Origin of the sequence: Niallia sp. FSL W8-0954 (genome assembly GCF_038005605.1) — a bacterium.
GTDB lineage: Bacteria > Bacillota > Bacilli > Bacillales > Cytobacillaceae > Niallia > Niallia circulans_A.
Genome location: NZ_JBBOTN010000001.1, coordinates 3,426,170 through 3,439,391 on the forward strand (window position 1 = coordinate 3,426,170; position 13,222 = coordinate 3,439,391).

The window sequence follows — 13,222 nt, forward strand, 5'->3', positions numbered from 1 at the left end:
TAGACATAAATAGCCAAAAAATCATAAATTATATTATAGCTTATATCTACAAAAAAGAACAGTATCATACATACCCTTTTTCTTTTAAGCTGATAAATTTATTTTCCCCAATTATGATATGATCTAGCAGATCAATACCAATTATTTTTCCACATTCCACTAATCTTTTTGTCACTTCAATATCCTCTCTGCTTGGGGATGGATCGCCTGATGGATGATTGTGAAGACAAATGATAGAAGCTGCAGATCTTCTAAATGCTTCTTTATATACTTCTCTAGGGTGGACGATACTAGCATTTAAACTACCAATAAAAATGACTTGCTTATGCATGACTTGATTCTTAGTGTTTAAATATAGACAGACGAAATGCTCCTGAGTTAGAAATCTCATTTCATTCATCATATATTTGGCAGCATCCTCTGGTGATCGAATACAATATCGATCGGTAAATTCTAAATTGGAAACACGTCTCCCTAATTCAATTGCTGCCATCAATTGAATCGCTTTTGCCGTTCCAATTCCTTTCATTTCTTTTAACTCATCAAGACTTGCATCCTTCAATAAGCGAAGTCCATCAAAATGGACTAAAAGTTTGTTCGCTAATGTTAATACAGATTCATTTTTGGAACCTGTTTGAATCAAGATAGCAAGCAGTTCATGATTTGCTAAACTTTTTGGTCCCTGTTTCATAAAACGTTCTCTTGGTCGTTCATCATTTGGAAAATCTCTTATTAATAGTGAATCCATTCTTTCTTAGTTCCTCCCTATCATTTGATTTTGGGAAGAAAAGAATAAGGGACCTTTGAATTATTTAGGCATATTGAAGCCTTTCGCTTTCAACTCGCGTACCGTTCGAGAAATCGGAAGACCGACTACGGTGAAATAATCTCCTTTAATTTCTTTCACGAGCGTTCTGCCTACTCCTTGAATTCCATACGCACCTGCTTTATCAAATGGTTCCCCGGTGTCTAAATAATCGTGTATTTCTTCATCTGTTAATTCCCAAAATAACACGTCTGTTTTTTCATAAAATGTGGAACATATTCCATTTGCCATAATGGCGACACCAGTGTAGACAGAATGCGTTTTGCCAGAAAGTTCTCTTAACATACGAAACGCTTCCCCATGCGAAGCAGGCTTGCCTAATATCGCACCATTAAGATATACTATCGTATCAGCACCTAGTATATATGGATACTGTTCATCAGCATAAATTGCTTCAACTTTTCGTCTCGCTAATTCCATGACAATTTCATTAGGAGAAAGAGAAGGATCGAAACTTTCATCTACATTACTACTGGATATTACAAATGGTATTTGGAGTTCTTCAAGGAGCTCTTTTCGTCGAGGAGAAGAAGAGGCCAATATGAGGGTTTGCTTTAACATGATTACACCTACCTACTATTTCAAATTGTGAGATACAGATTAATCCTATCAAAGAATTCGCCGATATACAATTTTGAAACGAAAAATTTTATATAATAGTAAATAAAATGTAATATGACGAAATTTGTAGAAATATTTATACAATTAATACAAAAGATATTTTTGCCTATTTAGTTGTATTGCGGCAGATAATCTATACTCTAGTCAATCGTTCGAAGCTGTATAGATGGGGTACCATTCCCCCATCAACTTCCTTTGCAAAAAAGAAAAGGAGCCACCGTTTAATAAACAGTGCGCTCCCCTAATCCATTATAATGAGACATATACAGCTAAATAGTCTAGCAATTTCTGGTGAACTTCCGCTATTTCGTTCTCGCTGCTCTTTTCCTTTAATTTTATGGTAAGCTCACCACCTTCTAAAAGATAGGCTGCCATTTTTTTTACTTTTTCATTAGTAAACTTGGCTGTTTTTTTCTCGTCGACTAGAGAGAGTGCCTTCTCTAGCTTATTTTTATCCTCCGTTGCAATAGATTGATCAAATTGAACACTTGTTACCATTTGCAGAATGGCAGAATAGATAGCGGACGATCCTTCAATAATCTCCTTCTCTTCTTTCGAGACATTTTTCACTTCATTGCCACTAAACACCATCTCTTTTGCGTAAGTATCTTTTACTTGTTTCTGCCATGCTTTCGCATTCTCCAAATTACTCACAACACCAACAAGAAGAAACTGCTGCTTATCTATCGGAAGAATTTGACTCTTCTTCCCTGCATCTGTTAGCTTCTGCTGCTCGCTTTTCGCACGCTCTACATTAGAGAAAACTCCCTTTTGAAGGACATATGTAGTAATATCCGGTTTGGTAGCACTTTCTGTTGTCGATACAGCTTGTCCACTTTTAGGTTTATCGGAAGAATCATTGGCCAAAGCTGCTATTTTTCCATTTGTAGTGTTGCTTTGATCATTGCTTACCATGTTTAATAAAATAAATCCAAAGCTAGTGCCTAAGATGACAGCAAAAAATACAGCAAAGAAAATAGAAGCAATTACTTCCTTTGGCAACCGCTTTTTCTTTCCCTCTTTCTCTTTTTTGCCTTTTGTGAATGGTTGCTTGTCCTTTTTATTTACAGACGATTGAAAGCTAAATATACTTTTTTCTTTATTTTTTGCTGGAATTTCCTCTGATGCGGGCAAAATCCAATCAAAGCTTTCCTCAAATTCAGCTTCTTGTCCAGCCGCAGACTCTTCTTTAAAAATATCCTGTTCTTTTCCTTCGCTATTTTGATCCTTATAAAAAACAGAAGGTTCACTCCGCTCCACCATGTCGTCATTGTCCTTATTTTGGAATGGACGGTCATTTCCGTTGATCTTAATCGTTATCGTTTTGCGATTCTCCGGTTTTTCATTCACTCGTCCTACCCCCATTTCCATTTATTTCGTTAATCCTATCATACAAGCAAAAAAAAATAACAAGACTTTTGTCGTCTTGTTATAGAATGATTTCGTCAAATTCAGTTGTTGTTAGACACAATCTGACTTGGAGAAAGATCGTTATATTGTATAGCTTGGTCTACTCCCTCTTCTTCTGTACAAAGCTTCCGATTTTCCCCTTTTAAACAAACAGCAATCGCTATGTTATTTTGAATGGTTACATAGCTTTTATCTGATGGAACTAACTCTCGATCTGTATCTGGATCATGAAACGTGCCCATATACCCACTTTCAACAAGTTCAAAGTAAGTGATTCTTTCCTTTGCATCTGCTCCACTAGTTGTCGCTTCCTTAATATAAAAATCAGTAGCTTCCTTCATATTCCATGCGTTTGCAATAAAAGCTCGATCGCGCATATCTCCTATTACTTTTAAGACAGAGGGAATCGCTATTGCAGCTATTATTCCAAGTATGACAATCACAGCAAGCAATTCCATCAAGGTTAATCCCTTATTATTTAGTCTAGTTTTTAGCATCGCTAGACCCACCTTCTTTTTTCAGTTCCTCTATTGATCTTTACTATTTTCTAATGTTCCAGTATCAAAAGGATTCTTTCGTTCAGATACCTTTGGTGGATCCAATTGCGGAAGATCCTCCATTAAATCAGTTAATGTCGGATAATAATATACAGACACTGTTAATTCAAAATCTATTTGTTGATCACTTTCTTCAACGGCGATGATTTCTTTAGGTCCAGTAATATTTAAAGAATCAAAGGTCATAATACGCTGAGAGGATTGGATTTTTTCTAAGAATTTTTCTAGTTCAAAATAAGTAGCTGCCTCTCCTATCATATTGATTGTTGTTTGATGGATACCACTTGGGAGGATGATTTCTTCTGTATTTTTCTTTTCATCTGTTTCCCTATTTTCTTGCTTGTTGGCATCATCGATTGCTTCATCTGCTGTAGAAACTTCTCCATCTGTAACATTTTCATCAACGTCAGATCCATTCACACTTATTTCTAGTATATTCGAATCAGAAATAATTTCTGCTTTTTCTATTTCAAGAAGCGCCTGTTCTAATAAGCGTTTAACCGGTACCTTTTTCTGCAACTCGATAGTATTCGTACTTGTTTCTGAACCAGTCGATTTTAGTTTGGATTCCAAAATATCCGCTTGCTGCTCTGTCATTTGCAGCTCCGTTTTTTTCATAGCTAGTTCATTATTTAAAGGCATTAAATAGAAATAATAACTATATATCGCTCCTAATGCGAGGAAAATAATGCTAAATGCAAACCATATCATTGGCTTATGATCGCTTAATTTCATGGGGAATCCTCCCCTTTTTCATTTTTGTCTTTTTGCTTTTCCATTTCATCTCGCAGCTTTGCTTTATTTAGGACAAATTCGTAGCTTGCAAAATAGCGAGGTTCCACTTCTGATTGTTTTAAAATATCAATGGCTTGATTTACTTGTTCGCTAATTTTATTTTCAAGTGCATCGGTTGATTTTCCTTCCGTCAAAAGCGCCTCGTCTATCCAGCTAATTTCAAGCAAAGAATTTAAATAATAGGCAGCATCACTTTTTGTATCAAACTGGACAATCATGTTTGTCTTATGGTCATCAGATACCTTTAGTTCCTGAATAAAACCTCTTTCCGGCAAGTTCTTTGTTAATTCCTGCAGAAAAAGAACATAATCCATTGATTGATTATTCGCCCAACTGATTGCTGATTCAAGGCTTTGGACAGACTGTGAACTTTTGTACCTCTCTAACTTCTGATTGTAAGTATCAACCAGATTAGTCGTCATTTTTAACGAGTTTTCTGTTGCCGTTAATTCAGCTTTTTTAGTCATATACTGCCAGATAAATAAGCCTATTAATAAAAAAGTAATCAAGAAAGCTAGGATAATCCAAAGCAATTGCGACTTTCTCTTTGGTTCTTTTTTAGGAAGGAGGTTAATTTCTACTAACATTTTTACACCTCTTTTAATCCTAAACCAATGTTTAAAAGGAAACTCGATGGTATAGGCTTATTAGAAACTGATTGGTTCACTTTTAATTCAAAAACAGGAATTTCAAAACGATTCACCATATTTTCAATAATGGCAGAAAGCCACGGATGATCACCTGTTACTACTAATTTTGTTACTAGTTTGTCACCCTTATTTAAAGTATAGCGATAGAAGCTCATCACTTTTTCTAATTCATTATAAACATCTTCAAGACCATTCCAAACTTCAGTATGATCGCCAGTAAATGTCAGCTTTTCTTGCTGTAGTAACTCATCTGTCGTAACGGTCCAGTGGTCTTCCTCCATCTCTTGTAATAAATGTCTCATCAATAAAGGATAATGTTCTTCAAAAATACTTGCGTTCACTGTTTTAATATCGATTTCAACTAACATGATAATGTCATTGTCTTCGACTTTTTCAGAGCGATAGAAATAGCGATATAGTGCTAATGCAGATATATCAGCAGATTGTGGCGATAATTTCGCCTCTTCTAATAAATCCGCATACTGGGCGACACTTTCTTCTGGTGAAGCAAATAAAATAATTTGCTGCTTATTTTTTTCTTTTGCTTTCAATAGATAATAATCAAATACAGGATCCTCGAATGGCAAATGAATCGATGTTCCAAGTTCCATATACAAGTACCCTTTAATTTCATCTTCGCTTACATCTTCCGGAATAGGGAGCTTTCGAATGACAATGGAGGAGTCAGGAACTAGAAAACGAACTTGTTTTTTTGATAGTTTCCATTCATCCACACATTCTTCTAAAATCCATAAAAAATTCTCGACATCTTGAATCACTCCATCATGAATTAATCCAGGCGGCAAATAGCGTTCTCCAAAATTTTGCACTACAGCATCTTGGGAATTCTTCATTTCCACAAATCGTATTACATGATCTTTTATGGTTAAGTTAACTACTTTATTTTTTCCAAAATTAAAATTTAATGCCATATTGAAAACTCCTTATTGTTACTAGATGGAGGAAGAAAAATTACTCCCCAAAAAAGGTATCAGCCTTTTAAAGAAAAATACTTAGATACCATTGGATAATCTGATTACCAAAATAATAGGTTATAAGAGTTCCTAAGGCTATGTACGGACCGAAAGGAATTGGTTGTTTCTTTTTTGATTTACCAATAGCCATTCCGATAATACCGCCAATTGTCCCTAGAAAGGTCGAAAGAAAAAGGGAGACAAGGACTAGCTTAGTCCCTAAAACAAAGCCAATTACCGCAAAAAGCTTTATATCTCCTCCCCCCATTCCTCCTTTTGATACAATCGCAATAACTAGAAGAAGCGTAAAACCAACCGCTGCCCCCAGCAAGGAACTCCACCAGGGATGCAAAGGAATAAAGAATCGTTCGATCATAAAAACAATCGAAAAAAACAACAGCACTTTATCTGGGATAATCATGTATTTTAAATCAGAAACAGTAATAATGATAAATAAGGAAATAAGTGTCCAGGAAACAAACAGCTCAGAACTCCAGCCAAGCAGAAGCGGACTAACGACAAAGAGAATACCTGTCAAAAGCTCAAATATAGGATAGAAGGGGGAAATCGATGCTTTACAGCATTTTGATTTCCCCCTTAATAATACATAGCTTAAAACTGGTACAAGTTCTATCGCTGATAACGTGCGTCCACAGCTTGAACAATGAGATCTCGGCCTAACAATCGATTCATTTAATGGCACCCTTAAGCCTACTACGTTGTAGAAAGAGCCAAGGGTTATGCCGTATAGGAAGATTAGTAGGTAGATCATGTTATTTTACTATTTACTTCACTACAACTGTAGTAGCATTTTTATCATTAATATTTTTTATGGAAGCACCTTTAAATTCAATAGTTTTTTTTCCTGCCTTAACAGGACCAGCAGTTAATTTAAATTCATTGTCTGTTACATCCACAGAAAATGAGGTGATTTCCAAGTTATTTACATAAGAACTATCAATTTGATCTTCAGTGATTTTACCTCCATCAATTTTTGAAACATCATTCGCAGCAGCATAATTCTTGGCAGCATTTAAAATAGTAATTGCATCTGCTCTAACTGCATCTTCTTTTGAATTTTGAATAATTCCTGAAATACTAGGAATCGCAATCGCTGCAATAATTCCCAAAATAACAATAACCGCTAATAACTCGATAAGTGTTAATCCTTTTTCATTTTTGATACGTTGCTTAATTAATTGACGCATATATCTTTCTCCTTAAAATTGGTATTTTTTGTTTTAAATCTATTACTATTATACTAGATTGTTAATTTTAATTATATCTTTTTTTTACTAGAATCCTCTAGAAATTATTGGACATGATTAAAAATCTCAAACATTGGTATTAGGATAGATGACACAATTGTCCCAACAATGCTTGCAAGAAAAACAATCATAATAGGCTCAATCAAGGACTTTAGTCGATCTGTTGCTGTATCGACTTCTTTTTCATAGAAGTCAGCTACCTTTGCAAGCATGTCATCTAATGATCCTGTTTCTTCCCCTATTGCTATCATCTGCGTCACAAGTGGCGGAAACACCCAATGGGCTTTCATTGGCACAGTTAATGACTGACCTTGTTCAAGCGCACCTCTTGATTGAACAAGGACTTTTGCCATTACTTCATTTTCAATAACTCTTTCGACAATCGAAATGGCCTGTAAGATGGGAACAGAGCTTGAAAATAGCGAACTAAGTGTGCGGGTCATTCTCGCAATCGCTGCTTTCTGCAGAATTTTTCCAAAAATCGGCACTCTTAATAGAAAATAATCGAGATAATACTTCGATGCTTTATTATTTCGTATAACCATGATGGCAATAATAAATGCGATCAGCAACAAAGATACTAGCCACCAAAATTTTTGCATAAAGCTGCTTGCCGATAGAACAAATTGTGTAATGGCAGGTAACTCACTATCAAAATCAGCAAACATATCCACAAACGTTGGTACAACACTCACCAATAAAAATATAACAACTATAAAAGCAATAACGGCAATCGCAATCGGATATGTTAAGGCTGAAATAATTTTTTGTTTTGTGTAATGCTGTTTTTCAAAATGATTGGCTAATCTTTCTAAAGTCTCATCCATACTCCCCGTAGCTTCTCCTGCGCGAATCATATTTACAAACATACTGGAGAAAACCTTTCTATGTTTCGCTGCTGCCGTGGATAAAGGATTCCCATCTTTTAAATCTTGTTCTACCACTAATAAAGCCTTCCGCAATGCCTTACTTTCTGTCTGCTCAGCAAGTATCGCAGTTGCATCCACTACTGATATACCTGCTTTTATCAGGGTAGCGAACTGGCGCAAATAAATGACAAAGTCTTGGAGCTTTACAGGACTGCCAAATGTAATTTCCTTTGTTAAAAGAGTTTCAGGAACTTCATTTATTATTTCTGTTATCTTAATCCCTTTTTCTTTTAACTGCACGATCGCTTCTCTTTTGGATGAAGCTGTTACTATCCCTTTTTTTGTTCCTTTTCGATCTCTTCCCGTATATTTATAGCGAGCCATATTTATTGCTCCTTTTCTTGTAGATAAGGAAGTGCAGCTTCTCTTAATACAGCACCAGCGTGAACTAATTCTTTTACATTGCTTTCCAATGTATGCATTCCAGCTGCTTTTGAGGTTTGCATAATATTTAATATCTGATGAATTTTTTCATTACGAATCAAATTGGCTACAGCTGAATTGTTCACAAGAATCTCTGTTGCTGAAACCCTTCCCGATTTATCTGGGGTTGGGAATAGGCGTTGAGCTACAATGCTTACTAAAACAGAAGCCAACTGGATTCGAATTTGATCCTGCTGCGTGGGTGGAAAAACGTCAATAATTCGGTTAATGGTTGCTGGAGCACTCGATGTATGGAGTGTTCCCAGTACCAAATGCCCCGTTTCCGCTGCTGTAATGGCTGTTTGAATTGTTTCTAAATCACGCATTTCTCCAACAAGAATCACATCTGGATCTTGGCGCAAAGATGCTCGTAAGCCATTGGCAAAATTATTGGTATCAAACCCAACTTCTCGTTGGTCAATAATACACTTGCCATGCTTATGCAAATACTCAATCGGATCCTCTAACGTGATAATATGCTTGCGCATAGTTTCGTTCATATAGGCAATCATCGCCGCTAATGTCGTTGATTTGCCACTGCCTGTCGGTCCTGTAATTAAAATAAGCCCCTGAGGCCTTTCAGCAATTTTCTTTATAATAGCAGGAAGCTTTAAATCATCTAGACTAGGGATCGATGTTGGTACAACTCGAATAGCTAAAGCAATGCATGCTCTTTGCTTATACACATTAACCCTAAATCTAGACACTCCTTTTAAACTGTATGAGAAATCAAGTTCACCACGATCTTGGAAGACTTCCCATAACTTCTCTGGAACCATTGTTCTTGCCATTATTTCTGTATCATTTGGTTCTAGATTATTTTTGCCATACCGCTTTAAATCTCCATTTATTCTCATAACAGGAGGAACACCAACTGTAAGATGAATATCTGATGCTTTTAATTCAAAGCCTACTCTCAATAAGTAATCAATACTATGGTTCAATAATGTCCCTCCTAATCAGGGATAGCTACTCTTAATACTTCTTCTGTAGTAGTAATTCCTTGCTTCACCTTTAATAATCCATCATCAATTAGGAAGATGGTTTTTGCTTTCATTGCAAGATCTCGTAATCTAGAAAAAGATTCGCCATTCATAATGACTTTTCTCATTTCCTCATTGATAACTAGCACTTCATGAATAGCTACTCTTCCTTTATAACCTGTCATATTACAAGAAGCACAACCTTTTCCTCTAACAACTTTTTCGATTGTTAGACCCCGTTTTGCGAAGATTTCTTTTTCTCTGACTGTTGCACTATGAACTTGTCCACAGTCTCTGCATACTTTACGAACAAGCCTCTGTGCTACAATTCCTGTTACAGATGAAGCCACTAAAAATGGTTCTACCCCCATGTCTAACAGTCTTGTAACAGAGCCTAGTGAATCATTTGTATGCAAGGTGCTTAAAACAAGGTGACCAGTTAAAGAAGCACGCACGGCTATCTCTGCTGTTTCTTTATCTCGTATCTCACCGACCATGATTACATTAGGATCCTGACGTAATATTGCCCGTAACCCTTTTGCAAATGTCATCCCTACATTCGTATTTACTTGAATTTGGTTAATTCCTTCTAATTGATACTCAACCGGATCCTCTACTGTAATAATATTGACTTCTTCACTGTTTAAACGGTTTAGCGCTGCATAGAGTGTGGAGGATTTACCAGATCCTGTAGGACCTGTAATAAGTATAATCCCTGTTGGTTTCTCAATAAGTTTTGTAAATCTAGCTAAATTCACTTTATTAAAACCTAGTTTATCTAAATCATTTAGTGTACTTCCAAGATCCAAAATTCGCATAACTACCTTTTCTCCAAAAATAGTTGGAAGTGTAGATACACGGAGATCAATGGGATGAAAGTCCAAATTGAACTTCATTCTTCCATCTTGCGGGATGCGGTGCTCTGTAATATCCAAGTTTGCCATAATCTTCAACCGTGCTATCAATACACTTTGCATATGTTTTGGCAAAATTCTTTCTATACGCAATACGCCATCAATCCGATAACGGATTACCACTTTTGTTTCTTGAGGGTCCACATGAATATCACTTGCCTTTAGGGTCGCAGCATTCGATAATATCTGATTGACTAAGCGGACAATCGGCGTATCTTGTTGTTCAACCATGCTGTCGCTCACATCTTCGCCAACTGCGCCATTATCAGATAGCAACTCTTCAAACCCTTCGTCCATATCATAATATTTATTGATTGCACGCAAAATATCATCTTTTGTCGCAATAGCTGTCTCGATTTGAAAACCAGTAGATAAGCGCAAATCATCTATGGTATAAAAATCCATTGGATCAGCCATTGCCACATATAACTTTTCGCCTTCTTTTTTTAGCGGAATAATTAACTGTCTTTTCGCTGTTTCCTTTGAAACGATCGTAAATAGCTTAGGATCAAAGGGATAGCGATACAAACTAACATGAGGAATACCTAATTGAAATTCTAATACCTCGATCAATTGTTGTTCTGTAATATAACCCTTTTGAAGCAGACTATCTCCAAGCCTTTGATCTGGATGCTTATCTTTAAGTGCTTGCTGCAATTGATCTTCTGTCAACAAGCCAGCCTCCACCAACAAATCTCCTAAACGCTTTCGTATTTGTTTCATTGCTTTAGCTCCTGATTTCTATACTTATTATTTTTCTATTTCTGCTTGTGGAGTCTCTTCCTTATTCTCTTTCAAATCCTGATTGTTTGATTCTGTCTGTGAAGGATTCTCTGTCGTTTGATTGTTACTATCCTTCTCTTCCTCTTTGATGTTTTCTCCAGAATCTGAAGGATCATTTAAATCGGTTAAATCTTCGACATTATCTGTATCAATCACTGTTTCCTGTTCTTTTATTAATCCAGAAGCAACTACTTTATTGATTGGAGGATAAAAGTCTTCACTCATTAAATCTTTTTTCACTTCGACTCCATCTTCATTTTTGGCTAAACGATAGACTTTAATTAAAAGTCCATCTGTTCCTTCTGTGATTGTTCTATATTCATTAAACTCTAATAAAGAATCAAATTGGATGACCGTTTTTGGCTTAAATGCTTCCTGATTGGAGAGTACAACATCATATTTAAATAAAAACGGAACCCCGACTACCGAAGCATATAATTTATTGCCAGACATTTTGAATTGAAGCTGATAAGCAGCAGCATTAGGATTATAAAACCGGTAATCCATTTTTTTAGATTGATTGATTTTCGCTTCATATCCTAATGGAGCATAGTTAGGCAATTGATTACTTATAAACCGCTCAGTAATAGTAAAATTAGTTGCTAAGACTAGCTGATGAAGAGCTGTCGCAACCATACTTAAGGTGGTATCTGAATAGGAATCTGTCTGTTTTCCCATTATATCTAGCAACGAGACCGTCGCTTCTTGCCCCACTTCAATAATTGGAAATTGCTTTACCCATTTTGCAACATTTTTTTTGTTTTCCTGAACGTCTAATGTAGTATCTACTAAGATTACTTCTTCTTCCTTTTGGCTGACTAAATAATCTTGGAGCGCAAGTTCGTGATTTCCTTTGTCTAACTGGGAAGCTATCGCTATTAAAGAATCACTCCATTTATTGACGTAAAAAACATCTTCTTCTACGAGATAGGGAGATATTGAATAAAGTAATCCGATTAAATCATCTTGATTTAACGATACAATCAATGCATTGTCTGTGCCCTGATGGATCTTTTCTAAGCTTTCTTGGAATTGGAATGTAAATAAATCAGTAGCAAAGTCAATTGTTTTTTCTTTATAATTTAATTTAATGGAGACTGCCTGAATCCATTCTTCTTGAGAATCCTTCAATGCTTTTAAAGCTTCTTCTAAAGACATTCCAGAGATATCTATTCCACCCACAGTTGTGCCCTCTTCATACCCTTGCTTGGTCGAAAAAATCCTTTCATATGCCTTTACACCAAAATGCGAAAAACTAAAAATAAATGCAGTTGTAATGGCTATAGCTATAAATAGCTTTACAGCTTGAACGTTTTTCATGAAGTAATGACTCCTTTTGTTATGCATACACACTCATGGATAAATCAATTACTACACTCGGTCCCGCGTTTTGCGCTTTCTCAATATCCTCTAGTGCTAATATCGAACCCTTTGCAACAATCAATTCACCATCTGCTGCATAAATATCTTTTGTTACTTGTTTATTTAGCAATAATTCTCTTTGTTTTTCTTTTAACCCATTAAGACCAGCTTCATTTTCTCGCTCCACTTCTTCTAACGCTTGAATTAAGTGGTCATTTGAAGATACAGCTTCTTCTTGAACAAAATTAGGTGTAGCTACTTCTTCTTTCACAATAATGATATCTTTTCCATAGGTGATAACAGCTTCGGATGAAATGACTGATTCTTGTTCCTCCAAAACAAGTCCAATGATTTCACCTGTCTCTTCATTCATTTGATACTCTGTCACTTTACCTACAAGATCTCCTTTTCTCGTAATAACATTTGTATCAATAATCGCGATTTTTTTGCTTGCCAGCTCACTAGCAATAGGAATCTGTGTTAAATCAATGATAGAGTTTGCACTTTCGATCGTTACAGCATATTCTCCTACACCAATCACCTTTTTAAAAGGGATTGCTTGAATACTCTCTTGCCATTCTTCTTGCTCTAATGTTAAAAAATCCACAAAACCTTTTTCTGGATTGATGATTAAAGACTGCACATTTCCTTCTTGTTGTCCGTTAGAAATGCTGATAATCGGTAAACCTTTAAACTGTGTGCTAATTTTCATAATCTATCTCCCCTA

14 protein-coding genes are annotated in these 13,222 nt (G+C 35.9%); all 14 read right to left on the reverse strand.

What is annotated here, in order from left to right:
• Positions 1 to 64: 64 nt before the first annotated feature.
• Positions 65 to 748 carry a RadC family protein gene (gene radC / locus NX902_RS17025; protein WP_095331587.1) on the reverse strand — a complete coding sequence of 228 codons (684 nt, stop codon included), beginning with the start codon at positions 746 to 748 and terminating at the stop codon, positions 65 to 67.
• 60 nt (positions 749 to 808) lie between these two features.
• The gene (locus NX902_RS17030; RefSeq protein WP_095331585.1) at positions 809 to 1,387 is read right to left on the reverse strand and encodes a Maf family protein; all 579 of its coding nucleotides are present in this window, start codon (positions 1,385 to 1,387) and stop codon (positions 809 to 811) included.
• Positions 1,388 to 1,696: 309 nt separating this feature from the next.
• Entirely contained in the window at positions 1,697 to 2,797 is a 1,101-nt protein-coding gene (locus NX902_RS17035; protein ID WP_095331583.1) for an SPOR domain-containing protein, read from the reverse strand.
• A gap of 101 nt (positions 2,798 to 2,898) precedes the next feature.
• A complete protein-coding gene (locus NX902_RS17040) occupies positions 2,899 to 3,354 on the reverse strand; it encodes a prepilin-type N-terminal cleavage/methylation domain-containing protein (protein WP_095331581.1) in 456 nt (151 codons plus the stop codon).
• Between the two features lie 30 nt (positions 3,355 to 3,384).
• Positions 3,385 to 4,149: a pilus assembly protein PilO gene (locus tag NX902_RS17045; protein WP_163185473.1), complete on the reverse strand. Its 765-nt coding sequence runs from the start codon at positions 4,147 to 4,149 to the stop codon at positions 3,385 to 3,387.
• The gene (locus NX902_RS17050) at positions 4,146 to 4,796 is read right to left on the reverse strand and encodes a fimbrial assembly protein (RefSeq protein WP_095331577.1); all 651 of its coding nucleotides are present in this window, start codon (positions 4,794 to 4,796) and stop codon (positions 4,146 to 4,148) included. Before NX902_RS17050 ends, NX902_RS17045 begins: the two co-directional genes overlap by 4 nt.
• Before the next feature lie 2 nt (positions 4,797 to 4,798).
• A complete protein-coding gene (pilM, locus tag NX902_RS17055) occupies positions 4,799 to 5,791 on the reverse strand; it encodes a type IV pilus biogenesis protein PilM (protein WP_095331575.1) in 993 nt (330 codons plus the stop codon).
• Between the two features lie 67 nt (positions 5,792 to 5,858).
• On the reverse strand, positions 5,859 to 6,605 hold the full coding sequence (locus NX902_RS17060; protein ID WP_095331573.1) for a prepilin peptidase: 747 nt from the start codon (positions 6,603 to 6,605) through the stop codon (positions 5,859 to 5,861).
• Positions 6,606 to 6,618: 13 nt separating this feature from the next.
• A complete protein-coding gene (locus tag NX902_RS17065; RefSeq protein WP_095331571.1) occupies positions 6,619 to 7,041 on the reverse strand; it encodes a prepilin-type N-terminal cleavage/methylation domain-containing protein in 423 nt (140 codons plus the stop codon).
• Positions 7,042 to 7,145: 104 nt separating this feature from the next.
• On the reverse strand, positions 7,146 to 8,354 hold the full coding sequence (locus tag NX902_RS17070; protein ID WP_163185471.1) for a type II secretion system F family protein: 1,209 nt from the start codon (positions 8,352 to 8,354) through the stop codon (positions 7,146 to 7,148).
• A 2-nt stretch (positions 8,355 to 8,356) separates the two neighbouring features.
• Entirely contained in the window at positions 8,357 to 9,397 is a 1,041-nt protein-coding gene (locus tag NX902_RS17075; RefSeq protein WP_095331567.1) for a type IV pilus twitching motility protein PilT, read from the reverse strand.
• 11 nt (positions 9,398 to 9,408) lie between these two features.
• On the reverse strand, positions 9,409 to 11,073 hold the full coding sequence (locus NX902_RS17080) for an ATPase, T2SS/T4P/T4SS family (RefSeq protein WP_163185468.1): 1,665 nt from the start codon (positions 11,071 to 11,073) through the stop codon (positions 9,409 to 9,411).
• Positions 11,074 to 11,100: 27 nt separating this feature from the next.
• A complete protein-coding gene (locus tag NX902_RS17085; protein ID WP_163185465.1) occupies positions 11,101 to 12,453 on the reverse strand; it encodes a VanW family protein in 1,353 nt (450 codons plus the stop codon).
• 19 nt (positions 12,454 to 12,472) lie between these two features.
• A complete protein-coding gene (locus tag NX902_RS17090) occupies positions 12,473 to 13,207 on the reverse strand; it encodes a PRC-barrel domain-containing protein (protein WP_163185463.1) in 735 nt (244 codons plus the stop codon).
• Positions 13,208 to 13,222 lie beyond the last annotated feature (15 nt).

Coding starts and splice junctions, on each gene's coding strand:
- NX902_RS17065 (WP_095331571.1), bottom strand. CDS start 7,041: ATGCGTCAATTAATTAAGCAACGTATCAAAAATGAAAAAGGATTAACA.
- NX902_RS17030 (WP_095331585.1), bottom strand. CDS start 1,387: ATGTTAAAGCAAACCCTCATATTGGCCTCTTCTTCTCCTCGACGAAAA.
- pilM (WP_095331575.1), bottom strand. CDS start 5,791: ATGGCATTAAATTTTAATTTTGGAAAAAATAAAGTAGTTAACTTAACC.
- NX902_RS17085 (WP_163185465.1), bottom strand. CDS start 12,453: ATGAAAAACGTTCAAGCTGTAAAGCTATTTATAGCTATAGCCATTACA.
- NX902_RS17070 (WP_163185471.1), bottom strand. CDS start 8,354: ATGGCTCGCTATAAATATACGGGAAGAGATCGAAAAGGAACAAAAAAA.
- NX902_RS17045 (WP_163185473.1), bottom strand. CDS start 4,149: ATGAAATTAAGCGATCATAAGCCAATGATATGGTTTGCATTTAGCATT.
- NX902_RS17090 (WP_163185463.1), bottom strand. CDS start 13,207: ATGAAAATTAGCACACAGTTTAAAGGTTTACCGATTATCAGCATTTCT.
- NX902_RS17050 (WP_095331577.1), bottom strand. CDS start 4,796: ATGTTAGTAGAAATTAACCTCCTTCCTAAAAAAGAACCAAAGAGAAAG.
- NX902_RS17080 (WP_163185468.1), bottom strand. CDS start 11,073: ATGAAACAAATACGAAAGCGTTTAGGAGATTTGTTGGTGGAGGCTGGC.
- NX902_RS17060 (WP_095331573.1), bottom strand. CDS start 6,605: ATGATCTACCTACTAATCTTCCTATACGGCATAACCCTTGGCTCTTTC.
- radC (WP_095331587.1), bottom strand. CDS start 748: ATGGATTCACTATTAATAAGAGATTTTCCAAATGATGAACGACCAAGA.
- NX902_RS17040 (WP_095331581.1), bottom strand. CDS start 3,354: ATGCTAAAAACTAGACTAAATAATAAGGGATTAACCTTGATGGAATTG.